Source organism: Variovorax sp. J2P1-31 (genome assembly GCF_030317215.1).
GTDB lineage: Bacteria > Pseudomonadota > Gammaproteobacteria > Burkholderiales > Burkholderiaceae_C > Variovorax.
Genome location: NZ_JASZYA010000001.1, coordinates 902,540 through 924,443, shown reverse-complemented (window position 1 = coordinate 924,443; position 21,904 = coordinate 902,540). Strand labels below are relative to the sequence as shown.

Annotated in this window: 23 protein-coding genes; 17 read left to right on the top strand and 6 right to left on the bottom strand. The window is 69.0% G+C overall.

The window, feature by feature from the left end; all coding sequences use genetic code 11:
• The first annotated feature begins 166 nt into the window (after window positions 1-166).
• Window positions 167-1,222 carry a spore germination YkwD domain-containing protein gene (locus QTI20_RS04215; protein WP_286549937.1) on the top strand — a complete coding sequence of 352 codons (1,056 nt, stop codon included), beginning with the start codon at window positions 167-169 and terminating at the stop codon, window positions 1,220-1,222.
• 19 nt (window positions 1,223-1,241) lie between these two features.
• On the opposite strand, the gene QTI20_RS04210 is transcribed toward QTI20_RS04215, so the two are convergent.
• Complete coding sequence (locus QTI20_RS04210; protein WP_286549938.1) at window positions 1,242-2,153, bottom strand: LysR family transcriptional regulator; 912 nt, start codon at window positions 2,151-2,153, stop codon at window positions 1,242-1,244.
• Window positions 2,154-2,263: 110 nt separating this feature from the next.
• Here QTI20_RS04210 and QTI20_RS04205 point away from each other — a divergent pair, with 110 nt between their 5' ends.
• Window positions 2,264-3,550, top strand: a complete 1,287-nt coding sequence (locus QTI20_RS04205) for an SGNH/GDSL hydrolase family protein (RefSeq protein WP_286549939.1) — start codon at window positions 2,264-2,266, stop codon at window positions 3,548-3,550.
• A gap of 3 nt (window positions 3,551-3,553) precedes the next feature.
• Window positions 3,554-4,702 carry an alkene reductase gene (locus tag QTI20_RS04200; protein WP_286549941.1) on the top strand — a complete coding sequence of 383 codons (1,149 nt, stop codon included), beginning with the start codon at window positions 3,554-3,556 and terminating at the stop codon, window positions 4,700-4,702.
• Window positions 4,703-4,767: 65 nt separating this feature from the next.
• On the opposite strand, the gene QTI20_RS04195 is transcribed toward QTI20_RS04200, so the two are convergent.
• The gene (locus QTI20_RS04195; protein WP_286549942.1) at window positions 4,768-5,712 is read right to left on the bottom strand and encodes a LysR family transcriptional regulator; all 945 of its coding nucleotides are present in this window, start codon (window positions 5,710-5,712) and stop codon (window positions 4,768-4,770) included.
• Window positions 5,713-5,822: 110 nt separating this feature from the next.
• Between QTI20_RS04195 and QTI20_RS04190 the strand changes: the two genes are divergently transcribed.
• Window positions 5,823-7,175: an amidohydrolase gene (locus QTI20_RS04190; protein WP_286549944.1), complete on the top strand. Its 1,353-nt coding sequence runs from the start codon at window positions 5,823-5,825 to the stop codon at window positions 7,173-7,175.
• Between the two features lie 155 nt (window positions 7,176-7,330).
• Entirely contained in the window at window positions 7,331-8,203 is an 873-nt protein-coding gene (locus QTI20_RS30695; RefSeq protein WP_353507266.1) for an NAD(P)-dependent oxidoreductase, read from the top strand.
• Here QTI20_RS30695 and QTI20_RS04175 read toward each other — a convergent pair.
• Window positions 8,193-9,149, bottom strand: a complete 957-nt coding sequence (locus tag QTI20_RS04175) for a LysR family transcriptional regulator (RefSeq protein WP_286549946.1) — start codon at window positions 9,147-9,149, stop codon at window positions 8,193-8,195. The two genes, QTI20_RS30695 and QTI20_RS04175, sit on opposite strands and share 11 nt — an antisense overlap.
• Window positions 9,150-9,462: 313 nt before the next feature.
• On the opposite strand from QTI20_RS04175, the gene QTI20_RS04170 reads away from it, so the two are divergent.
• The 11 genes from QTI20_RS04170 (at window position 9,463) to QTI20_RS04120 (ending at window position 19,903) form a co-directional block, all read left to right on the top strand.
• Window positions 9,463-10,383: an intradiol ring-cleavage dioxygenase gene (locus QTI20_RS04170; RefSeq protein ID WP_286549947.1), complete on the top strand. Its 921-nt coding sequence runs from the start codon at window positions 9,463-9,465 to the stop codon at window positions 10,381-10,383.
• The gene (locus tag QTI20_RS04165) at window positions 10,383-11,825 is read left to right on the top strand and encodes an amidohydrolase family protein (protein WP_286549948.1); all 1,443 of its coding nucleotides are present in this window, start codon (window positions 10,383-10,385) and stop codon (window positions 11,823-11,825) included. The genes QTI20_RS04170 and QTI20_RS04165 overlap by 1 nt, the downstream gene beginning before the upstream one ends.
• Window positions 11,822-13,351: a sugar ABC transporter ATP-binding protein gene (locus QTI20_RS04160; protein ID WP_286549950.1), complete on the top strand. Its 1,530-nt coding sequence runs from the start codon at window positions 11,822-11,824 to the stop codon at window positions 13,349-13,351. Before QTI20_RS04165 ends, QTI20_RS04160 begins: the two co-directional genes overlap by 4 nt.
• 1 nt (window position 13,352) lies before the next feature.
• Entirely contained in the window at window positions 13,353-14,330 is a 978-nt protein-coding gene (locus QTI20_RS04155; RefSeq protein WP_286549952.1) for an ABC transporter permease, read from the top strand.
• A gap of 8 nt (window positions 14,331-14,338) precedes the next feature.
• A complete protein-coding gene (locus QTI20_RS04150) occupies window positions 14,339-15,355 on the top strand; it encodes an ABC transporter permease (RefSeq protein ID WP_286549955.1) in 1,017 nt (338 codons plus the stop codon).
• Entirely contained in the window at window positions 15,352-16,323 is a 972-nt protein-coding gene (locus QTI20_RS04145) for a sugar ABC transporter substrate-binding protein (RefSeq protein WP_286549956.1), read from the top strand. The genes QTI20_RS04150 and QTI20_RS04145 overlap by 4 nt, the downstream gene beginning before the upstream one ends.
• A gap of 73 nt (window positions 16,324-16,396) precedes the next feature.
• Window positions 16,397-16,702, top strand: a complete 306-nt coding sequence (locus QTI20_RS04140; RefSeq protein WP_286549959.1) for a YciI family protein — start codon at window positions 16,397-16,399, stop codon at window positions 16,700-16,702.
• A gap of 9 nt (window positions 16,703-16,711) precedes the next feature.
• A complete protein-coding gene (locus QTI20_RS04135) occupies window positions 16,712-17,017 on the top strand; it encodes a Dabb family protein (RefSeq protein WP_183027889.1) in 306 nt (101 codons plus the stop codon).
• 75 nt (window positions 17,018-17,092) lie between these two features.
• Complete coding sequence (locus QTI20_RS04130) at window positions 17,093-17,659, top strand: NADPH-dependent FMN reductase (RefSeq protein ID WP_286549963.1); 567 nt, start codon at window positions 17,093-17,095, stop codon at window positions 17,657-17,659.
• A gap of 78 nt (window positions 17,660-17,737) precedes the next feature.
• Window positions 17,738-18,826 (top strand): maleylacetate reductase, encoded by a 1,089-nt coding sequence (locus QTI20_RS04125; protein ID WP_286549966.1) that lies wholly within the window; start codon window positions 17,738-17,740, stop codon window positions 18,824-18,826.
• A 57-nt stretch (window positions 18,827-18,883) separates the two neighbouring features.
• The gene (locus QTI20_RS04120) at window positions 18,884-19,903 is read left to right on the top strand and encodes a Gfo/Idh/MocA family protein (RefSeq protein WP_286549968.1); all 1,020 of its coding nucleotides are present in this window, start codon (window positions 18,884-18,886) and stop codon (window positions 19,901-19,903) included.
• 335 nt (window positions 19,904-20,238) lie between these two features.
• Here QTI20_RS04120 and QTI20_RS04115 read toward each other — a convergent pair whose 3' ends face one another.
• Complete coding sequence (locus tag QTI20_RS04115; protein WP_286549971.1) at window positions 20,239-20,673, bottom strand: hypothetical protein; 435 nt, start codon at window positions 20,671-20,673, stop codon at window positions 20,239-20,241.
• Window positions 20,642-20,914 (bottom strand): hypothetical protein, encoded by a 273-nt coding sequence (locus QTI20_RS04110; RefSeq protein WP_286549974.1) that lies wholly within the window; start codon window positions 20,912-20,914, stop codon window positions 20,642-20,644. The genes QTI20_RS04115 and QTI20_RS04110 overlap by 32 nt, the downstream gene beginning before the upstream one ends.
• Here QTI20_RS04110 and QTI20_RS04105 point away from each other — a divergent pair.
• A complete protein-coding gene (locus QTI20_RS04105; protein ID WP_286549975.1) occupies window positions 20,901-21,239 on the top strand; it encodes a hypothetical protein in 339 nt (112 codons plus the stop codon). The two genes, QTI20_RS04110 and QTI20_RS04105, sit on opposite strands and share 14 nt — an antisense overlap.
• A gap of 198 nt (window positions 21,240-21,437) precedes the next feature.
• Here QTI20_RS04105 and QTI20_RS04100 read toward each other — a convergent pair whose 3' ends face one another.
• The gene (locus QTI20_RS04100) at window positions 21,438-21,764 is read right to left on the bottom strand and encodes a hypothetical protein (protein WP_286549977.1); all 327 of its coding nucleotides are present in this window, start codon (window positions 21,762-21,764) and stop codon (window positions 21,438-21,440) included.
• Window positions 21,765-21,904: the final 140 nt, after the last annotated feature.

Here is a 21,904-nt window from a genome sequence, read left to right as displayed (position 1 = left end):
GCCCGCGATCGCGCGCCGCCGCGTGTGAGACGTCCGGAAGCACCGGCGTCGCTGTCGGCTGACACGGGTGACGACGCCGCCGCGCTATGTTGCCGTGCGGTCGGAAACCATTCGGAATCTGGAGGACGCGCCAGGGCCTGAGCACAGGCCCTCACAGGAATACGACATGAAGGTTTTCTCGACAAGCTTGATTTGCGCCGCGGCCGCCATGCTGGCCGCGTGCGGCGGCGGTGGCGGTGGGGGCGACGCCGCGGGCGCCAGCAACTCGCCGCCCGCAGCCCAGGCGCAGGACGACCTGTCGCCCCCGCTCGGCGGCACGCTGCAGGCCACGGCCGCGGCCCCGACCTATCCCCCGGGTTCGGGCGAACTGGCCGCCTTCAACCAGCTGCAGAAGGTTCGAACCGGTTGCGGCTTCGGTGCGCTGAACCAGAACACCAAGCTCGACACCGCCTCGCTGGCCCATGTGAACTACCTGCTCGAGGACTCGAGCGCCACCACGCTGACCGTTGGGCACACCGAGACACCCACCAACGCCTTCTTCACCGGCGCCCGCCCGCAGGACCGGGCCTCCGCGGCGGGCTATGGCGAGAACGTGAGCGAGATCCTGTCTGCCAAGGCCCGCACCTTCCTGGCGAGCGAGGTCGGCCAGGCGCCCAGCGATGCCGCCTTCGGACTGATGGCGATGCAGGGTCTGCTGAACACGGTGGCGCACCTGTCGGCCGCGATGAACGGCGCGCGCAGCGTCGGCCTGGCCGACGGCACGCGGCGCTTCGGCTCGACACAGAACGGCTTCGCCCTCACGACCCTCCAGTACCGCTTCGGCGCGCTGCTGGGCGCGCAGGAAGGCACGCAACTGCTGGGCGCCGGCAACGTCGCCCACTACCCCTGCGCGGCCACGCAGGACGCCGAGTACGCCTTCGCCCCCGCCACCGAAGCCCCGAACCCCTTTCCCGCCATCACCGACACCGCCGCCCTGGTCGGCCCGCCGATCTACCTGCGTGCCGATGCCGGCGCGCTGCTCAAGGTCGACAGCTTCGGCATGAAGACCTCCAGCGGCACGCCGGTGCCGGTGCGCACCGACGTGGGCGCGATCCAGGGCCACGAGTTCTTCATGGTGCCGCGCGATCCGCTCCAGCCCGCCTCGGTCTACACCGTCAACTTCAAGGGTTCCGCCAACGGGCAGGCCTTCGACCGGACGTTCAGCTTCAGGACCCGGAACTGAAGCACGGGCCCAGGCCGCGTCAGCGCGTCCCGATATCGACGCGCTCGGCCAGGAAATCCAGGAAGGCACGCACGCGCAGCGGCAGGTAGCCGCCCTGTCCGACGAAGACCGCGTGGACTTCCTCGATGTCGCCCGGATTGGATTCCTCGAGCACCGGCAGCAGCCGGCCCGCGGCGATGTCCTCACGGACCTGGAAGGCCGCGAGCCGCGCCAGGCCCAGGCCGGCCAGGACCAAGCGGTGCAGCGCCTCGCCATCGCTGGCCTGGGCGTTGCCGGTGACGGGCACCACGATGTCCTCGCCGCCGTGCCGCAGCGGCCAGCCGGACTGGGCACGCGCGTAGCTGGTCCCCAGGCGGTTGTGCGACAGCAGCGCCTCCGGCGTGGCCGGTGTGCCGTGGCGCGCCAGATAGCCGGGCGTGGCGACGATCACCATGCGCGTCTCGCCCAGCTTGCGCGCCATCAGGTTCGAGCTCTTGAGCGGGCCCGCGCGCACCGCCACGTCGGTGCGCTGCTCGAGGATGTCGATCACCTCGTCGGTCAGCACGATGTCCAGCGTCACGTCCGGATGACGTTGCAGGAATTCCGGCGCCAGCGGCAGCAGGAAACGATGGCCGAAGGGGACGTTCGCGTTCACCCGCAGCCGCCCGCGCGGCGCCGAGTGGGCGCTGGCGCAGCGCTCCGCTTCGTCCAGATCGGCCAGCAGGCGCACGCCGCGCTCGTAGAAGACGCAGCCCTCGGGCGTGAGCTGAAGCTGCCGCGTGGAACGGTTCACCAGCCGGGTGCCGAGCCGCTGCTCCATGCGCGAGATCAGCTTGCTGATGGCCGAAGGCGTCATCCCGCAGGCACGGGCCGCGGCGGAGAAACCACCGAGTTCGATGACCCGCACGAACACTTCCAGTTCGCCGGATCGGTTGACTTCCAGTCGCGCCATGACAGTTCCTCGATGAGTTCAGCTCACAGATGTGTTTCCGCGAAACAGGCTGGTTCGATTATGTCTTTGAATTCATCATTGATGGACGAACTGCTACTGAAGTCATCCATATGAAGACGCTTTCCAAACCCTCGGCCGCCGCCGTGCTGGCCCTCGCCCTGTCTGCCGGCGCCTCGCTGGCCAGCCCCGCGGGGCTCCCACCCACGGCCTGGGTCGCCACCTGGAGCGCCCCGCCGCAGCCGGTCTGGGGATCGGATTTCCTGTTCCCGCTCAACATGCCGGCCGCCTTGCGCGACCAGACCGTGCGCCAGGTGGCGCGTGTCAGCCTGGGCGGGCCGCAGGTGCGCATCGTGCTGTCCAACGCCTACGGTCGCCAGCCCCTGCGCGTGGGCAGGGCCACGCTCGCCAGGCCGGCGACGGGCCGTGCAATCGCCGCGGACAGCCTGCGCACCGTGACCTTCGGCGGGCGTGAGGCAGCGACCATCGCGCCGGGCGCCGCCCTGCTCAGCGACCCCGTCGCGCTGCCCGTCGCCGACCTGGAACGGCTCGTCGTGAGCCTGTACCTGCCGGACGACGTGCCGCTCGGCACCTTCCATTGGGACGGCCGCCAGACCGGCTGGATCGTCGCCGGTGACCAGACCACCCTCCCCTCGCTGCGGACCGACGAACCCGATGCGCGGAGCACGACGGCACGCACGCTGCTGGCGGGCATCCAGGTCGAAGCCGCGCAGGCGGCACGCGCGGTCGCGGTGATCGGCGACTCGATCACCGATGGCGCCGCCGCCGGCCTCGACCAGGACCACCGGTGGCCGGACTTCCTGGCCGCGCGCCTGGCGCCGCACGGCGTGGCGGTCGTCAATGCCGGCATTTCCGGCGCCCGCCTGCTGTCCGACGGCATGGGCGTCAATGCCTTGGCGCGGCTGGAGCGCGACGTGCTGGCACAGCCCGGCGTGCAGAGCGTCGTCGTGATGCTGGGCATCAACGACATCGGCTGGCCGGGCACGGCCTTCGCACCGGCCAGCCCCCGGCCCACACTCGAGGCGCTCACGGCCGGCTATCGCCAATTGGTCGCGCAGGCCCACGGCCGCGGGGTGCGCGTGATCGGGGCGACGCTCACGCCCTTCGAAGGCGCCCTGCCCGGCACGCCGCTGGACAACTACTACCAACCCGACAAGGACCGCCTGCGCCGGCAGGTCAACGACTGGATCCGCACCAGCGGCGTGTTCGATGCCGTGATCGACTTCGATGCGGTGCTGCGCGATCCCGCCCACCCCGCGCGCCTGGCCTCGCGCTTCGATTCGGGCGACCGGCTGCATCCCGGCGACGAAGGCCATCGCGCGATGGCCGAAGCCGTCGACCTCGAGGCCTTGCTGCCGACGAATGCAGGGGGGCACTGAAACATGCTGTTCACGCCTCACCGCATCGGCAAGCTCGAATTGCCCCATCGCATCGTCATGCCACCGATGACCCGCTCGCGCGCCGGTGCCGGCAACGTGCCCACGGTGCTGATGGCGGCGTACTACGCCCAGCGCGCCTCGGCCGGACTGATCGTCAGCGAGGGCACGCAGGTCAGCCCGCAGGGCCAGGGCTATGCCTGGACGCCCGGCATCCACAGCGCCGAACAGGTGGCCGGCTGGCGCGCCGTCACCGACGCCGTGCATGCGGCGGGCGGCCGCATCTTCGCGCAGCTGTGGCATGTGGGCCGGATCTCGCATGTCTCGCTGCAACCCGGCGGCGCGGCGCCGGTGTCTTCGTCGCCGCTGAGTGCCGAAGGTGTCAAGGTCTTCATCGACCCCGAGGGGAAAGGCCCGCAGGCCGGCGTCGGCGGCATGGTGCAGCACTCGGCGCCGCGCGCCCTGTCCGAAGCCGGAATCGCGCAGGTGGTGCAGGACTTCACCGCGGCCGCACGCAACGCGCTGGAAGCCGGCTTCGACGGCGTCGAACTGCACGCGGCCAACGGCTACCTCATCAACCAGTTCATCGACTCCCGGGCCAACACCCGCACCGACGGCTATGGCGGCTCGCTGGCCGGACGGCTGCGCTTCCTGCGCGAAGTCACGGCGGCCGTGGCGTCGGTGGTGGGGCGCGAGCGGCTGGGCGTGCGGCTGGCGCCCCTGACCACCCTGCAGGGCGCGGTGGACGACACGCCCGAATCCACCTACCTGGCCGCGGCCAAGGTGCTCGACGAGATCGGCGTGGCCTACCTCCACATCGCCGAAGCCGATTGGGAGGACGCGCCCGAGATGTCGGCGGCGTTCAAGGAAGCCCTGCGCCTGATCTATGGCGGGACCTTGATCTATGCCGGCCAGTACACCGCCGAGCGCGCCGAGGCCGCCCTGCGCAAGGGCTGGGCGGACCTGATCGGCTTCGGCCGCCCCTTCATCGCCAACCCGGACCTGCCCGAACGCCTGCGCCTCGGCAAGCCGCTGAACCTGCCGGACGCGAGCCGGTTCTTCGGCGGAGCGGCGGCGGGCTACACCGACTACCCGCTCGGGCTGCCGGCAGCATCGGAGCCCACACCGGAAGCGGCCCACGCCCCGCGCCGGTAGTGCGCTGTTCAGGATGGCGTCGAGGATCGCCTGGTGCTCGCGCATTGCGCCGGCACGCGCGCGGATCAGCCCGGGTTCGACGCCACCAGGAAATCGATCAGCGAGGCCAGCGCACCCTGCGCATCGCTGCTGCGGAACAGCAGGCCGATCGGCTCGATCGGCGCCTGCAGGTCCAGCGGCAGCTCCACGATCCCGTGCCGCCCCACCCGATCGAGCAGCGTGAGCGGCACCGGCACCACCACGTCCGGCTGCGACAGCAGGCTCAGCAGCAGGCGCGGTGCCAGCGTCTGCACCGGGTGCGCCTGCGGCGGGTGCGCTTCCCGCGACCACAGCGCGTCGAGCGCGCGCCGCACGGCGAAGTGGGCCGGCGGCAGGATCCAGCGCGACTGCGCCAGGTCCGCCAGCTTCAGGCGGCGCCGCCGCGCCGCCGGGTGCGTGGCGGCGGCGACCAACACCATCCGGTCCTCGCGCAGCGCGATGAAGCGGTGCCCGGGTTCGAGCCGCACCGGCTCGCGCACCAGCACCGCATCGAACGCACCCGCGCGCAGGCCCGCGCTCAGGCGGTCGATGCTGTTCTCCTCGATCTCCAGGCGCCACTCCGGATAGGTTGCGAGCAATCGCTCCAGCACCGGCTGCAGCACGCTGGCGATGGCGGCATCGATCGCGCCGATGCGCAGCGGCCGCACCTGCTGCGTGGCCAGCGCCGTGAGCTCCTCGCTCGCCACGCGCAAGGCATCGATGGACAGGCGCGCATGCCGGGCCACGAGCCGCCCGGCCTCGGTGATGCGCATGCCGCGCGCATGGCGCTCGAACAAGGCCGTGCCCAGCAGGGTCTCGAGCTCGCGCAGCATCTGCGTGGCGGCGGGCTGCGTCATGTGGACCGCCGCCGCCGCGCGGCGCAGGTTGGCATGGGTCTCGAGCGCGTCGACCAGCTTCAGGTGGCGCAGGCGCAGGCGCGCGAGCAGGCGTTCGAGCAGCAGTTCGGGAGCGGGGACGGCGGCGGCGTTCATCGAGGCGATAAGGCCGGATTATCGGGCGCTGGAAATCCGATTGGCCGGCCGCGCCAGCGGCGCTTAGGCTCGCGGGCTTTTCTTCCCTCCGACGTTCTCGCATCACCCCCATGTCCATCCGCTTCCGCCTCGCCGCCCCGCTGTGCCTGCCCGTCGTCCTCGCCACCGCCGCCCTGTGCGCCAGCGCCCATGACAGGTCCGCGCCCCCACCCGCCGCCGCGCAGGCGATGTATCCGCTGATGGCCCAGCGCCTGCAGTCCGTGGAGCCGAAGGTGATCGCCTGGCGCCGCGACATCCACCAGCATCCCGAGCTCGGCAACCAGGAGAAGCGCACCGCCGCGCTGGTCGCCGCCCACCTGAAGGCGCTCGGCTTCGAGGTGCGCGAGGGCGTGGCCGTGACCGGCGTGGTCGGTGTGCTCAAGGGCGGCAAGCCCGGCCCGGTGGTGGCGCTGCGCGCCGACATGGACGCGCTGCCGGTCAAGGAACAGGTCGACCTGCCCTTCGCGTCGAAGGCGCGCGCCACCTGGGCGGGCAAGGAAGTCGACGTGATGCACGCCTGCGGCCATGACGGCCACGTCGCGATGCTGATGGGCGTCGCCGAGGTGATGGCCGCGATGAAGGACCAGCTGCCCGGCACGGTCAAGCTGGTCTTCCAGCCGGCCGAGGAAAAGCTGCCCAATGCCGAGATCGGCGGCGCGCGCCGCATGCTGGCCGAAGGCGCGTTCGATGCGCCCAGGCCCGACGTGGTGTTCGCCGCGCACCTGGTGTCGAACCTCAACACCGGCGAGATCGGCTACAAGGCCGGCCCGATCACCGCGGCCTCCGACGCCTTCCGCGTCAGCGTCAAGGGCCGCCAGACGCACGGCTCGGCGCCATGGAGCGGTGTCGACCCGATCGTGCTGGGCTCGCAGATCGTGCTGGGCTTCCAGACCATCGCCAGTCGCCAGGTCAACGTGACCAAGGAGCCTTCGGTGCTCACGGTGGGCACCTTCCAGGCCGGCACGCGCTACAACATCATTCCCGACGCCGCGGAGATGAGCGGCACGCTGCGCACCTACGACGAGCAGATGCGCAAGTTCATCATCCAGCGCATGGGCGAGACCGCCGAGCTGATCGCCAAGAGCGGCGGCGGCGACGCGCATGTGCACATCGAGGAAGACGGCTACGCCGCCACCATCAACGACGCGGCGCTCACAGAGAAGATGGCGCCGAGCCTGGCGCGCGTGCCGGGCGGCAAGGCCATGGTGGTGCAGAAGGGCACCGGCGGCGAGGACTTCTCCTTCTTCGCGCAGAAGGTGCCGGGCCTCTACGTGGTGATCGGCAACACGCCGGTGGGCCAGGACGCGAGCAAGGCCGAAGCCAACCATTCGCCGCGCTTCTATGTCGACGAGGCCTCGCTGGCGATCGGCACCCGCACGCTCGCGCAGCTCACGGTGGACTACCTGGCGATGGGCAAGCCCTGACGCCGGCAGGCCGATGCTTGCCTGCGAAAAACGGAAAACTGTTCTCCATTTTTGATGCCCTGGCCATGGGTTCCTGACACCGCTTGCTGCGTACCATTTGACCGTCGTCCCGCGCCCGGACGCACGCCAGACACACGCAGAACAAAGGAGTCAAGATGAACATCGCCCTGATCGGCGCCGGCAAGATGGGCCTGCCCATGGCCCGCCACCTCGCGGCCGCAGGCCATGCCGTGACGGTCTACGACCGCAGCGAGGCCGCGCAGGCCGGCGCACGAGCCGCAGGCCTGACGCTCGCGGATTCGCTGCCGGCCGCGGTGGCCGGCGCGGAGGTCGTGATCTCCTCGCTGCCGCACGACGCCGCCCTGCTCGCGGTCGCGGCCGAGGTCGCGCAACATGCGGCTGCGGGCACGGTCTACGTCGACACCAGCACCGTCTCGCTGCAGGCCAGCGCCACCGCCGCCGCGGCCTGCGCCGCCCGGGGCATCGCGCATGTGCGGGCCACGGTCTCGGGCAACAACAAGATGGCCGAGGCGGCGCAGCTCACGGTGATGGCCTCGGGGCCGGCCGAGGCCTATGCGCGCGTCAAGCCGCTGTTGGAAGCCTTCGGCCCCACGCAGTTCTACGTCGGCGCCGAGGACCAGGCGCGGCTCATGAAGCTGATCGTCAACCTGATGATCGCCGCCACCAGCGGCATGCTGGCCGAGGCTTTGGTCCTGGGCCAGAAAGGCGGGCTCGACTGGCGCCAGATGTGGGACGTGATCGGCGCCAGCGCGGTGGGCTCGCCCATCGTCAAGGCCAAGGCGGTGCAGCTGCGCGAGCGCGACTACACGCCCACCTTCACCGTCGACCAGATGCAGAAGGACGTGGGCCTGATCCTCGAGGCCGGCGCCCAGTTCCATGTGCCGCTGGCGCTCACCGCCGGCGTGGGCCAGATGCTGCATGCGGCCGCCGCGCAGGGCGATGCCGAACTCGACTACGCGGCCGTGATCCGCGCCGCGGCGCGCGGCGCGGGCGTGCCTACCGTCTAGCCTCCGGCAAGCGCACTTCCATCGGCTGGTCGAAGCTGGTCCACTTGCGGTCGTAGTCCATGCGCTCGAAGTGCTCAACCAGGAAGTCGATGAAGGTGCGCACCTTGGCCGACATGTGGCGCCGGCTCTGGAAGGCGAAGTTGATGCTCAGCTGCGGCAGGTCCCAGTCGTCGAGCACCGACACCAGCCGGCCCGCCACCAGGTCGTCGTAGAGGATGTACTTGGGCTGCACCACGATGCCCATGCCGTCGAGCGCGGCGGTGCGCAGCACCTGGCCGTCGTTCGACTCCAGCAGGCCCTTGATCTTCACGCTGCGCGTCTCCTCGCCGCGGCGGAAGGTGAAATCGTTGGGGTTGTTGCTGTAGGTGTAGAGCAGCACCGGCCGCTGCGCGAGCTCTTCCACGCTCTGCGGCATGCCATGGGCATTGAGGTAGCCCGGCGAGGCCGCCAGGATGCGGCGCGTGGCCGCGAGCCGGCGGATGGTGATGTTCGAATCGTTCTCGTACTCGCGCGTGCGGATCGCCACGTCGATGTTGTTGTCGATCAGGTCGTAGTAGCGGTTGGCCGCCTCGACGTGCACCGTGACGTTGGGGTAGCGGTGGGTGTACTCGCGCAGCAGCGGCGAGATGTGGTGCACCGAGAAGGACAGCGAGGCCGTGATGCGCAAGGTGCCGGTGGGGTTCAGCGTGGTGGCGCTGGCGGCCGACTCCGCATCGGCGAGGTCGGCCAGCACGCTCTTGCAGCTGCGGTAGAAGTTCTCGCCCACCTCGGTCAGCGTGAGCCGCCGCGTGCTGCGCTGGATCAGCCGCGCGCCCAGGCGCTCCTCCAGCGCCGCCAGGTGCCGGCTCGCCGCCGCATTCGACAGTCCCAATGCTTCGGCAGCACGCGACATGCTGCCCAGCTCGGCGGTCTGCACCAGTAGTTCCATCGCCGTCCAACGGTCCACGTCGTCTCCAGATCTTTGGGCAACTCGGCGGCTTCGCTTCCGCTGGCTGCAACAGTCATTTCATCGCGTGGCGGTCGCGTTCCCGCGGCCACGCCTCTCGAAGAGGCCGCATGTTAGCGCCGCCATCGCGATCGTGCGAGGACGCCATTGCCCATGGCGGCAACGGCTGTGCGCCCCACGCGACGCGCTGTCTTCGCGCCAGGGAAAACCCTTCCTTTTCCAGCCAATGGAAATGAGGTTTTCGCCAAGCCCCCTTGGTCCGCCCCTCTTCGATTTCTATAGTTCCCGCAGCCCCAGACCCAGGAGACCCCCGGTGCGAAATCTCAACGAAGACAACATCACGCGCGCCGTGATCGCGATGCACGCGCAGGCCAAGGACGCACGCGTCCAGGCCCTCATGACCAGCCTGGTGCAGCACCTGCACGCCTTCGCCCGCGAGGTCGAGCTGACCGAGGAGGAGTGGTTCAAGGGCATCCAGTTCCTCACCGACGTGGGCCACATCACGACCGAGGTGCGGCAGGAATTCATCCTGCTGTCGGACACGCTGGGCCTGTCGATGCTGGTGACCGCGCTCAACAACAAGAAGCCGCAGGGCTGCACCGAGGCCACCGTGTTCGGCCCCTTCCACGTCGAAGGCTCGCCGCAGGTGCCGCTGGGCGGCGACGTCGCCAACGGCGCCGAGGGCGAGCCCTGCTATGTGCGCGGCAGCATCGTCGGCACCGACGGCCAGCCCGTGCCGCATGCCGAACTGCAGGTGTGGCAGGCCGATGCCGCCGGCAACTACGACGTGCAGTACGCGCGCGAGAACGGCGAGCACGAACACCGCGCGCGCGCCACGCTCAATGCCGACGCGCACGGCGACTTCCACTTCAAGACCATCCGCGCCGAGGCCTACCCGATCCCGCACGACGGCCCGGTCGGCAAGATGCTCGAGGCGCTGGGCCGCCACCCCTGGCGGCCCGCGCACCTGCACTTCATGATCAGCGCGCCGGGCTTCGAGCGGCTCATCACGCACGTGTTCCGCAACGGCGACCGCTACCTGGATTCCGACGCGGTGTTCGGCGTGCGCTCGTCGCTGATCGCCGACTGGATCGAGCACCCGCCCGGCGCCACGCCCGACGGCGGCACGAGCGCCGTGCCCTTCTACACGCTGGACTTCCGCTTCGTGCTGAACCCGGTGGCGGCGCCCACGGTCGCGCGCGCCACGACCACCACCCGCAAGGCGTCGGCCTGATGTCCACGCCGCTGCCAGCGCGCACGCGCATCGAAGGCGCCACGCTCGTGTCGATGGACGACAGGCTGGGCGTGATCGACGACGCCTGCATCGAGATCGCCGACGGCCGCATCGCCTCGGTCATGGCGCTGCACGACGCAGCGCCGGCCGCGCCGACCGACACCGTGATCGACGCCCGCGGCTTCATCGTCTTCCCCGGTCTGGTCAACGCCCACATGCACACCTGGCAGACCGCGCTGCGCGGCATGGCCAGCAACTGGACGCTGATGGAGTACTTCCGCTGGATGCACGCCGGCCTGGGCACGCTGTTCACGCCCGAGGACATCCGCATCGGCACCTATGCGGGCGCGCTCAACCAGTTGAATGCCGGCACCACCACGCTGGTCGACTGGTGCCACAACAACCCGACGCCCGCCCACACCGACGCGGCCGTCGATGCGCTGGCGCAGAGCGGCATCCGCGCCGCCTTCTTCCACGGCAGCCCCAAGCCCGACCCGCGCCCCGGCGAGCCGCCCTTCTGGGAAGTCGCGCATCCGCGCGCCGAGATCACGCGGCTGCAGGCCGATGCGCGCTTCGCGCCCGGCGGCCTGCTGAGCCTGGGCATGGCGGTGCTGGGCCCGCACTATTCGACGCTCGCGGTCGCGCTGGCCGACTTCGCGCTGGCCCGCGAGCTGGGCCTGACGGCCTCCATGCACCAGGGCGGCGGCGCGGCGCGCGCACCCGAGGGCTGGAGCGTGCTCGAGCGCGAAGGCCTGCTGGGTCCGCACATCAACATCGTGCACGGCAACGGCCTGAGCGACGCGCAGCTCGACCGTTTCGTCGCCCTGGGCATGAGCTTCTCGCTCACGCCCGAGAACGAGATGACGCAGGGCCACGGCCACCCGATCGTCGGCCGGCTGCGCGCACGCGGCGTGTCGCCCTCGATCGGCGTGGACCTCGAATCGGGCCTGTCGGGCGAGATGTTCACGGCCGCGCGCATCGCGCTGGTGCACCAGCGCGCGCTCGACAACGCGGCCTTCCGCGCCGCTGCGGTCGGAGACGGCCCGGTGATCCCGCCCACCACCACGCTGCAGACCCACGAGGCCCTGCGCTGGATCACGGTCGAAGGCGCGCGCATGCTGGGCCAGCAGGACCGCATCGGTTCGCTCGCGCCCGGCAAGCAGGCCGACCTGCTCCTCATCGATGCGCGGCTGCCCAACATGCAGCCGGTGCACGACCCGGCCAGCACCGTGCTGATGCAGACCAGCCTCGCGAACATCGACTCGGTGATGGTCGCGGGCCGCTGGCGCAAGCGGCACGGCATGCTGGTCGACGACGCGGGCCGGCCGCTGGACCCCGACAGCTGGCTGCCCGCGCTGCGCGCCTCTGGACAGCGCCTGGCAGCCGGCGTGGGCTGGCAGCCGGCGCACGCCACACCTCACACAAGAACGGAGACTGCATGACCCCACCCCACGACCCCGCGGCGCCCGCCACGCCGCGCGTCCCCATCCTGGAACTGCGCGGCATCAGCAAGCGCTTCACCGGCGTGCAGGCGCTGGACGACGTGTCCTTCGAACTGCACGAGGGCGAAGTCCACATGCTGCTGGGCGAGAACGGCGCCGGCAAGTCGACGCTGATGAAGGTGCTGTGCGGCGCGCACACCGCCGACGCGGGCGAATTCTTCCACCATGGAAAGCCGGTGGTGATCGGCGGCCCGGCCGACGCGCAGCGCCTGGGCATCGCGGTGATCTTCCAGGAGTTCACGCTGGTGCCCTACCTCAGCGTGGCGCAGAACATCTTCCTCGGCCGCGAGCCCCGGGGCCGGCTGCCCGGCCTGGTCGACCATGCGCGCATGCGGCGCGAGGCGCAGGCCATCATGGACCAGCTGGGCATGACGCTGGCGCCCGACACCGTGGTCGCGACGCTGGGCGTGGCGCAGCAGCAGATGGTCGAGATCGCCAAGGCGCTGTCGCAGCAGGCGCGCATCGTGGTGCTCGACGAGCCCACGGCCGCGCTCTCGGACAACGAGACCGAGAAGCTGTTCGCGATGATCGAGACGCTCAAGCGCCAGGGCGTGGCGATGGTCTACATCAGCCACCGCATGGCCGAGGTGTTCTCGATGGGCGACCGCATCACCGTGCTGCGCGACGGCAAAAAGGTCGGTTTCCGCATGCCCGGCCAGACCGCGCCCGACGAGCTGGTGAGCCTGATGGTCGGCCGCAAGGTCGACATGTCGTACAGCCGCACCTACTGCACCGCGCCCGGCGAGATGGCGCTGCGGCTGCAGGGCGTGAGCGCGCGCTCGGGCATCCAGGACGTGAGCCTGGAGGTGCGCGCCGGCGAGATCGTCGGCCTGGCCGGGCTGGTCGGCTCGGGCCGCACCGAGGTCGCGCGCGCCATCTTCGGCGCCGACCCGATCGCGGCCGGCCGCATCGAGATCTTCGGCCGGCCCCAGACCGGCGGCCCCACGCAGGCACGCCGGCTCGGCGCCGCGCTGATCCCCGAGAGCCGCAAGGCGCAGGGCCTGGCGCTGATCCGCTCGGTGGGCGAGAACCTGGTGCTCGCCAGCCTGCCGCGGCTGTTCCCGCGCGGCCTGTTCTCGCCCTCGAAGGCGGCGGCGCGGGCGCGCGAGCTGATCGCCCGCCTGCGCATCGCCACGCCCGGCCCGGACCGCCGCGTGGGCGTGCTCTCGGGCGGCAACCAGCAGAAGGTGGTGATCGGCAAGTGGCTCAGTGCCGAGGCGAAGCTGTTCATCTTCGACGAGCCCACGCGCGGCATCGACGTGGGCGCCAAGGCCGAGATCTTCAGCCTGATCGACGGCCTGGTGAAGAAGGGTGCGGCGGTGCTGATGATTTCCTCGGAGCTGTCCGAGATCGTCAACGTCTGCGACCGCACTTATGTGATGCGCGAAGGGCGCGTGGCCGGCGAACTCGCCCGCGACGCCATGAGCGAAGAAGCCATTCTGACCCTGGGGATGCACCATGCATGAAATGACCGTACGCGCCGAGCCCGTGGAGGGCGTCGGCAAGCTGATCGCGCGGCTCAAGCACGCCGGCAGCGCCAGTGGCGCACTGATGATGCTGATCGTGCTGTGCGCGGTGTTCGCGTTCTCGACCGAGAACTTCCTCGACGGCGCCAACCTGGTCAACGTGGCGGTGCAGTCCACCATCCTGCTGCTTCTCGCGCTGCCGATGACGCTGATCATCATGACCGAGGGCCTGGACCTCTCGATGGGCGCGGTGCTCACGCTGGCCAACGTGGTGCTGGCCACGGTGGCGGTGAACACCGGCGGCGTGAGCCTCGCGCTGCTGGCCGCGCTGGGCGTGGGCCTGGCCTTCGGCCTGGCCAACGGCACGCTGGTGTCGCGCCTGGGCATCCCGCCCTTCGTCGCGACGCTGGGCACGCTGGGCGCGGCCCAGGGCCTGGCACTGGTGGTGACCGACGGCCAAAGCGTGGTCGGCATCCCGGCCTCGGTGCAGATGTTCTACAGCGGCGCCTTCCTCGGGGTGCCCGCGCCGATCTGGATCGCCGGCATCGCCTACGCGCTGTTCCATGTCGTGCTGTACCACACGCGCTTCGGCGCCAACGTCTTCGCGCTGGGCGGCAACCGCGAGGCGCTGACCCTGGCCGGCGTGCGCACCCGCCTCTACCTGGTGGCGGTGTACGTGATCGGCGGCCTGATGGCCGGCCTGGCGGCGCTGCTGCTCACCGCACGCATCAGCTCGGGCCACCCGACGGCGGCGCTGGGCATGGAGTTCGACGCCATCGCCGCGGTCGCGGTCGGCGGCACCTCCTTCGAGAAGGGCAAGGGCTGGCTGCTCGGCACGCTGATCGGCGTGCTGGCTGTGGGGGTGCTGCGCAACGGGCTCAACCTGATGGGCGTGACCTCGGCGGTGCAGGTGTCGGCCATCGGCCTGCTCGTCATCCTCGCGTTGATGATCGACGCGTTCCGCGGGAAGCAATCGTGAGCACTGTGATGAAGACCCCCACCCTTTCCTCGTCCGCCGCGGCGCCGGCACAGCAGAACGCATCGGGCCTGCAAGGCCTGTGGCAGGCGCTGCCCGACCCGGTGCGCAGCGTGGCCTTCCGGCTGCTCGCGCTGGGCCTGCTGTGCCTGGTGCTGAGCTTCGCCAGCGACGCCTTCCTCACCACCACCAACCTGGTCAACGTGCTGCGGCAGGCGGCGCTGCTGTTCCTGCTGGCCTCGGGCGTGACGCTGGTGATCCTCACCGCGGGCCTGGACCTCTCGGTGGGCGCGAACGTGGCCATGAGCGCCTGCCTGGCGGCCACGCTGATGAAGGCCACGGGCTCGATCACGCTGGCGGTGTTCGCCGGCCTGGGCTGCGGCCTGCTGATCGGCATCGCCAACGGCCTGCTGATCACGCTGCTGCGGCTGCCGCCCTTCATCGCGACCTACGGGATGCTCTGGATCCTGCACGGCGTGACCTACTGGTTCATGAAGGGCGAGACCATCCACGGCTTCCCGCCGGCCTTCCGCGCCATCGGCAGCGGCCACTGGCTGGGCATCCCGATCCCGGTCTACCTGATGGTGGCCTTCCTGTTCATCGGCGTGGTGTTCGCGCAGCGCACCCGCTGGGGCCAGGAGATCTACGCCGTGGGCGCCAACCCCGAGGCCGCGCGCCTGTCGGGCGTGCCGGTGAAAAGCCGCCTGGTGCTGGTCTATGCGGTGAGCGGCGCGATGGCCGGGCTGGCCAGCCTGATCTTCCTCGCGCGGCTCAACTCGGCCGAAGGCGACATCGGCGAAGCGCTCACGCTGCCGGCCATCGCGGCGGTGCTGATCGGCGGCACCTCGCTGTTCGGCGGCGTGGGCTCGGTCTTCGGCACGCTGGTCGGCGCGCTGATCCTGACCCTGGTGCTCAACGGCATGAACCTGTTGGCGATCAGCTCGAACTGGCAACCCGTGGTCACGGGCGTGATCGTCGTACTGGCGGTATTTCTCGACAACCTCACTCGCAAAGGAGACAGAAAATGAAGACGAAGACAAGCCACCGGCTCGCACTGCTGGCCCTGGTCCTGGGCGGCGCCTCGCTGGCGCAGGCCCAGAGCGGCGAACGCATCGCGGTGTTCACCAAGAACCAGACCAACCCCTTCTTCCAGGCGGTGCGCCTGGGTGCCGACTCGGCCGCCAAGCAGCTCAACGTGAAGGTCACGCACTACGTGCCGACCAAGCCCGACAGCATCCCCGAGCAGATGAGCCAGATCGAGGACGTGATCGTCAAGAAGCCCGACGCCATCGTGTTCACGCCGGTCGACTACAAGGCCATGGGCCCGGCCGTCGGCAAGATCAACGCGGCCAAGATCCCGGTGGTCAACGTGACCGACCGCAGCGAGGTCGGCAGCTTCGTCGCCTTCGTCGGCGCCAGCGACTACCAGCTGGGCCTGGAGACCACGAAGTACCTGATCAAGGCCATGGGCGGCACGGGCAACATCGTGGTGCTCGAGGGCGTCAAGGGTTCGCTCACCAGCATCGACCGGGTGCGCGGCTTCAACGACGCGGTCAAGGCCGCGCCGGGCGTGAAGGTGGTGGCGTCGCAACCGGGCAACTACCAGCGCCTGCAGGCCCTGCAGGTGATGGAGAACCTGATGCAGTCGCACCCCAAGATCGACGGCGTGTTCGCCGCCAACGACGCCATGGCCTCGGGCGCCATCGAGGCGCTCGACGGCGCCGGCCGCAAGGCGCTGGTGGTGGGCATCAACGGCACCAAGGAAGCCATCGACGCGATCAAGGCCGGCAAGATGCTGGCCTCGGGCGACTACAACGGCTTCCTGCAGGGCTGCGTGTCGACCATGACCGCTGTGCGCGAACTGCGCAAGCTGTCGGTCGAGAAGGACGTGGTCTTCCCCGCCACCGTGATCGCCAAGGACAACCTGTCGGCCTACGAATCGCCGGTCGAATCGCGCAGCTGCCCCAAGTGGGAAGAGGCCATCGCCAGGAAGTGATCCCCCGGCGCACGGCCCGCCGCGGCGGGGCCGTGCGCCCTCCTCCCCCCATCCACTCCATCGGAGCACTCCCGTGATTTTCGTTTTCCATCTGCTGGACCGTGCCGACGCCGGCGAGCTGCGCCTTCTCGTGCGGCCCGAGCACAAGGCCTACCTCGCCGCGGTGGCCGACCGCATCGCCTTCGCCGGCCCGCTGACCAGCGACGACGGCCAGACCATGATCGGCAGCCTGCTGGCCATCGACTTCCCCGACCGCGCCGCGGCCGAGCGCTGGCAGGCCGACGAGCCCTTCACCCGGGCCGGCGTCTACCAGAGCGCCTCGGTGCTGCCCTTCGTGAACCTGTGGCCGCAGACGGCCGGCTTCCCGCCCGCGGCCTGAGCCCCACCCATGACCTTCAAGCACATCGTCATGTGGGACCTGCGCGGCGACTCCGCCGAGGAGAAGGCCCGCGCCATCCACCTGGTGCGCGGCAAGTTCGAGGCGCTGCGCGGCCAGATCCCGGGGCTGCTGCACCTGGAGGTCGGCGTCGACCTGAGCCATGCCGACTACGCCTGCGACGTCGTGCTGTACAGCGAGTTCGACAGCCAGGAATCGCTGGCCTCCTATGCCACGCACCCCGCGCACCTGCGCGTGCGCGAGGAGATCGGCGACCTGCGCATCGCGCGCCACCAGGTCGACTACGCGGCGCACTGAGCGCCGGCCTTCCATTTCCCGACCGCACGGCCGGCGTGCCGCGCGGTCTTTCTTTCCCCCGAGCCCGAAGAACCCATGACCACCCCTCTAGACATCGTCGGCCTGTGCGGCAGCCTGCGCCACGCTTCCATCAACCGTGCCGCGCTCCGGCTGGCCGGCGAGGTCATGCCCGCCGGCATGACGCTGGACATCGCCGAGATCCGCGACATCCCCTTCTTCGACGGCGACGTCGTGGCCCAGGGCTGGCCCGCGGCCGTGGCCGCGCTGCGCGAGCGCATTCGCAAAGCCGACGCCGTGGTCATCGCCACGCCCGAGTACAACTTCTCCACGCCCGGCGTGCTCAAGAACACGCTCGACTGGCTCAGCCGCGGCGAGGACCAGCCCTTCGCCTTCAAGCCGGTGGCGATCCTCTCGGCCTCGCCCGGCCCGCTGGGCGGTGCGCGCGTGCAGTACGACCTGCGCCGCGTGATGCTGTTCATGAACGCCCAGGTGCTGGCCAAGCCCGAGGTCTTCATCGGCGGCGCCGGCGCCAAGTTCTCGCCCGAGGGGGTGTGCACCGACGCGACCACGCGCCAGTTCGTGGGCGACCAGATGGCGGCCTTCGCGCACTGGATCGCGGGCGTGCAGCGCATGAGGGGCTGAGACCGGAGCGCCCTCACCCCTGCCCTGTCCCGCGTGCGGGAGAGGGCGCAACTCAAGACCCCCCCAATGGATCGCACCATGCACCCGCCCCGCCACGATTTCGTCTTCACCGCGCAGCCCGCGCGCGTGCGCTTCGCGCCGGGCGCGCTTGCGCACCTGCCGCAGGAGGTCGAGGCGCTGGGCGCCCGGCGCGCGCTGGTGCTGTGCACGCCGCAGCAGGTCGAAACGGCCGAACGCGTGTCGGACCTGCTCGGCCCGCTGAGCGCGGGCGTGTTCAGCGGCGCCGTGATGCACGTGCCGATCGAGGCCGCGCGCGAGGCCCGCGCGCACGCCGGCGCGGTCGGCGCCGACTGCGCGGTCGCGATCGGTGGCGGCTCCACCGTGGGCCTGGGCAAGGCCATCGCGCTCGAGTCGCCGATGCCGATCATCGCGATCCCGACCACCTATGCGGGCTCGGAGATGACGCCGATCTACGGCATCACCGAAGCCGGCCTGAAGAAGACCGGCCGCGACCCGCGCGTGCTGCCGCGCACCGTGCTCTACGACCCGGAACTGTCGACCGGCCTGCCCGTCGGCCTGTCGGTGGTCAGCGGCATGAACGCCATCGCGCACGCGGCCGAAGGCCTCTACGCACGCGACGGCAACCCCGTGATGTCGCTGATGGCCGAGGAAGGCATCCGCGCCATCGCCCAGGGCCTGCGCGGCATCGTCGCAGCCCCTTCCGACATCGACGCGCGCAGCGACTGCCTCTACGGCGCCTGGCTTTGCGGCACGGTGCTGGGCCACGTCGGCATGGCGCTGCACCACAAGCTGTGCCACACCCTGGGCGGCAGCTTCAACCTGCCGCATGCCGAGACCCACACGGTGGTGCTGCCGCATGCGCTGGCCTACAACGCGGCCGCCGCGCCCGAGGCCATGCAGCGCATCGCCCGCGCCATCGGCCGCGGCGACGGCGACGCGGCCGGCGGCCTGTTCGATCTGGCCGGGGCCCTGGGCGCGCCCACCTCGCTGCGCGAGATCGGCATGCCCCAGGAGGGCCTGGCGCGCGTCGCCGATCTGGCCGTGGCCAACCCCTACTGGAACCCGCGCCCGCTCGCGCGCGACGCGCTCATGGCGCTGCTGCACGACGCCTGGGAAGGCCGGCGGCCGGGCCACACGCAGCCCTGAGGCTTCGTCGCGCAAACCGTTTCGTCATCACCTCAAACACAAGGAGACACCGTCATCATGAAAGTAGCCGTTGCAGGTCTGGGCTGGTGGGGCAAGCAGATCATCCGTTCGCTGTCCGCCAGCCCGAAGTTCACCGTGGTCGCCGCGGTGGACCCCTTCCGTCCGGCCGACGCCGATGCGTTCCTGAAGGAAGCCAAGGTCGAGCTCGCGCCCGACCTGGCCGCGGTGCTGGCCCGCGCCGACATCGAGGGCGTGATCCTCGCCACGCCGCATTCGCTGCACGAGGAGCAGGTGCTGGCCGTGCTCGAGGCCGACAAGCAGGTCTTCTGCGAGAAGCCTTTGGCCATGAGCAGCGCCGGCGCGCGCCGCATGCTCGACGCCGCCCGGCGCAAGGGCCGCGTGCTGGGCATGGGCCACGAACGCCGCTTCGAGCCCGCCGTGGCCGAGCTGATGCGCATGGTGCGCGCGGGCGAACTGGGCAGGCTGCTGCACGTGGAAGCCAACGTGAGCCACGACCTGTTCCGCAAGCTCGACGCATCGAATTGGCGGCTCGACCAGAAGCACGCGCCCGCCGGCATGATGACGGCCGTCGGCATCCACATCACCGACATCTTCATCGCGCTGGCCGGCCCCGCGCAAAGCGTGCGCTGCACCACCGACTCGATGATCTTCCCGGCCCCCGCGCAGGACTACATCACCGCCACCATCGCCTTCCGCTCGGGCGTGCGCGGCACCGTGAGCTTCCTGTCGGTCACGCCCTTCCACGGCCGCATCGCGGTGTTCGGCGACAAGGGCTGGGTCGAGCTGGTGTCGGAAGGCAATGTCGACCAGGGCCTGCCCACGCTTTTCACCCACTGCATCGGCACCGGCGTGCCGCGCATCCACCACAGCCATCCGGCCAACGACGCGGTGCTGCTGAACTTCGAAGCCTGGTCGGACGCGGTCACACGGGGCGGCGCCTACCCGTTCACGCACAGCGAGCTGCTGGAGAACATCAAGCTGTTCGAGGCGATCGTGGCGTCGGGGAAGGCGGGTGGGGAGACGGTGGTGATTGAAGAGGAGGTTGTGACGGGTTGAGACGGGGGTCCTGGCGCGGAGCATCTGCGCACCTGTTCGGCGAGTACCCAGTCATCATCAGGGCTTGACTCGCGCGACCAACCGATGCGAACGGTTTGGCATCGACAAGGCGGTGAGCGCGGCACTGTCGAGCGGCTCCATGATGGGCGCCCCGCTGGCGTCGCGGTACGCGCGCACCGCGTGCAGTTGCCTTCTGCACCGCAACGCTCAACGCGGCAGGAAGCTGACCTTGACGCCTTTGACGGTGGCGTCCTTCTTGGCATCGACCTGCACGCCACGCAGCGCGGAACACTGTTCGCCCATAAGCAACCTACCTGCAGCGGCCGAGAACGCTCTCAGTGCACCGGGAACTCGACCTCGATGGGCTTGCGCTCCGGATCGCTCAAGAACAAAAGGTAGGTCTGCACGGCCAACTTGAACTGCGAGAGGGTGACTTCGCCGCCCTCGCCTTGGCTGTAGAGGCCCTCGAACCAAACCTTGTCGCGCGTGATGTTGATGACCCAGGCATTGCCGTCGACATCGGCCAGATCGAGTTCGCCAGACTCGACTTTACGGACCCAGTCCATAACACAGGCGACGCCTCGCGGACTCTGAATGTCCCCCATGATTGCATCGCACATCATCTGAAATGGAGGTAGGCATGCCTTCCAACGCGGAACGATCGTGACCGGTCCAGGTTCAGTAACTTCAATCCAGCAGCGTTTCCACCGCTTGCTGGGGTCAGCATCGGCGATCATTTCAATCATCGTGGCCCGGAGTACGGTGTTCATGGTTTTCCCGGCGGGAAAAAATAGTGCGAATCGCGTTTCTGAATCTCTCGAGCGTGATGCCGCACTTCTTCATCGCGGCTTCAATGAAGCTTTGCAGCCCCTGCAACTGTGCACGTTGCTCGGGCGTCAAGCTGGGGTCGCTCTTCAAACGCTCGAATTCACCAAGGACTCGGTCGATCTGGCTTGGCCCCATCACGCCTGTTGGACTTCCGCTCGCCAGCAGTCCCTTGATCGCCTCCACCAGTTGGTGGAGCCATCTGGACAGGATGCCGCTGGCCGTCGAGGTGATCTACACCTGGGCATTCACATCCTTCAATAACTCACTCGCCCTCCAACTCGGCACGAGCCCATTGCTCCCATCACCCGTCCGCACCTCCTTGTTGCCCGCAATGCCGGAAATCCCTGAGGCGGTGATGCTGGTGCGTTCGCGCCCCGCCTTCTCGATGCCTGCCGATGACCCGCTGTTGCATCCCAGCGCCATCGAAGCCCCGCTCGCATGGACGATGTCGCTGTTGACGATGTCCCTGCTCGTCAGGCATCGAACAACATCGGCAATCCAACGCTAGCCAAGCACTCATCAGCTTCTCCACGCCTTGAAGACTGACAGATCAGGCGCCAGGCGTAGAGAGTTCCTATGAAGCAGTGGGCTGGTGATTTCTGAAAATGGCAACGACTTCACTTTTTCGACCGCCGCCCATTACTATCTCAACAACTTCAATACATCATCAGGAATGACCGCGGGCTTTTTTTCGCCCGCTCTTTTCTTAAGAAAAAACCAAACCCAATGCTTTCTGAATTTTTTCATCAAGTTTCTTGATGGAAGAGGAGAATTCTTTTAGATCCCCTTCGAATTTTTTAAAATTCAGGTCGCCGCCGCCATCATCAGCCACCTCAAACAAGGAAAAAATATTGTCGCGCATAAGAAAAAAAGCAATTGCTGCAGCAGCCTCGAGAATATCACCTCTATCTTTTCCCCGCGATACATCCTGCTCATCAAATTCGGAAAGTCCGATCAATTGCCATAAAAATACATCGTCACGATCACCTTCTTCGAAAAGGTCAAGGATGACATTTCTTGCGTATTCCGTCATGGTTGAATATGTACTTTGTAAGGCCTTCCTGATCTTGGAAAAATATCTATTGTGCGACCGCCGGTTCCTGACGTATTTCTTAAGCCCACCCGTGTTCCATCAGGCAGTATACGAATGCCGCCGTTATAGGTTGGCGCAGC

Bases quoted from the DNA above. Each gene is read 5' to 3' on its own strand.
- QTI20_RS04215 (WP_286549937.1), top strand. From the start codon at position 167: ATGAAGGTTTTCTCGACAAGCTTGATTTGCGCCGCGGCCGCCATGCTG.
- QTI20_RS04210 (WP_286549938.1), bottom strand. From the start codon at position 2,153: ATGGCGCGACTGGAAGTCAACCGATCCGGCGAACTGGAAGTGTTCGTG.
- QTI20_RS04205 (WP_286549939.1), top strand. From the start codon at position 2,264: ATGAAGACGCTTTCCAAACCCTCGGCCGCCGCCGTGCTGGCCCTCGCC.
- QTI20_RS04200 (WP_286549941.1), top strand. From the start codon at position 3,554: ATGCTGTTCACGCCTCACCGCATCGGCAAGCTCGAATTGCCCCATCGC.
- QTI20_RS04195 (WP_286549942.1), bottom strand. From the start codon at position 5,712: ATGAACGCCGCCGCCGTCCCCGCTCCCGAACTGCTGCTCGAACGCCTG.
- QTI20_RS04190 (WP_286549944.1), top strand. From the start codon at position 5,823: ATGTCCATCCGCTTCCGCCTCGCCGCCCCGCTGTGCCTGCCCGTCGTC.
- QTI20_RS30695 (WP_353507266.1), top strand. From the start codon at position 7,331: ATGAACATCGCCCTGATCGGCGCCGGCAAGATGGGCCTGCCCATGGCC.
- QTI20_RS04165 (WP_286549948.1), top strand. From the start codon at position 10,383: ATGTCCACGCCGCTGCCAGCGCGCACGCGCATCGAAGGCGCCACGCTC.
- QTI20_RS04160 (WP_286549950.1), top strand. From the start codon at position 11,822: ATGACCCCACCCCACGACCCCGCGGCGCCCGCCACGCCGCGCGTCCCC.
- QTI20_RS04155 (WP_286549952.1), top strand. From the start codon at position 13,353: ATGACCGTACGCGCCGAGCCCGTGGAGGGCGTCGGCAAGCTGATCGCG.
- QTI20_RS04150 (WP_286549955.1), top strand. From the start codon at position 14,339: ATGAAGACCCCCACCCTTTCCTCGTCCGCCGCGGCGCCGGCACAGCAG.
- QTI20_RS04145 (WP_286549956.1), top strand. From the start codon at position 15,352: ATGAAGACGAAGACAAGCCACCGGCTCGCACTGCTGGCCCTGGTCCTG.
- QTI20_RS04135 (WP_183027889.1), top strand. From the start codon at position 16,712: ATGACCTTCAAGCACATCGTCATGTGGGACCTGCGCGGCGACTCCGCC.
- QTI20_RS04130 (WP_286549963.1), top strand. From the start codon at position 17,093: ATGACCACCCCTCTAGACATCGTCGGCCTGTGCGGCAGCCTGCGCCAC.
- QTI20_RS04125 (WP_286549966.1), top strand. From the start codon at position 17,738: ATGCACCCGCCCCGCCACGATTTCGTCTTCACCGCGCAGCCCGCGCGC.
- QTI20_RS04120 (WP_286549968.1), top strand. From the start codon at position 18,884: ATGAAAGTAGCCGTTGCAGGTCTGGGCTGGTGGGGCAAGCAGATCATC.
- QTI20_RS04115 (WP_286549971.1), bottom strand. From the start codon at position 20,673: ATGAACACCGTACTCCGGGCCACGATGATTGAAATGATCGCCGATGCT.
- QTI20_RS04100 (WP_286549977.1), bottom strand. From the start codon at position 21,764: ATGACGGAATACGCAAGAAATGTCATCCTTGACCTTTTCGAAGAAGGT.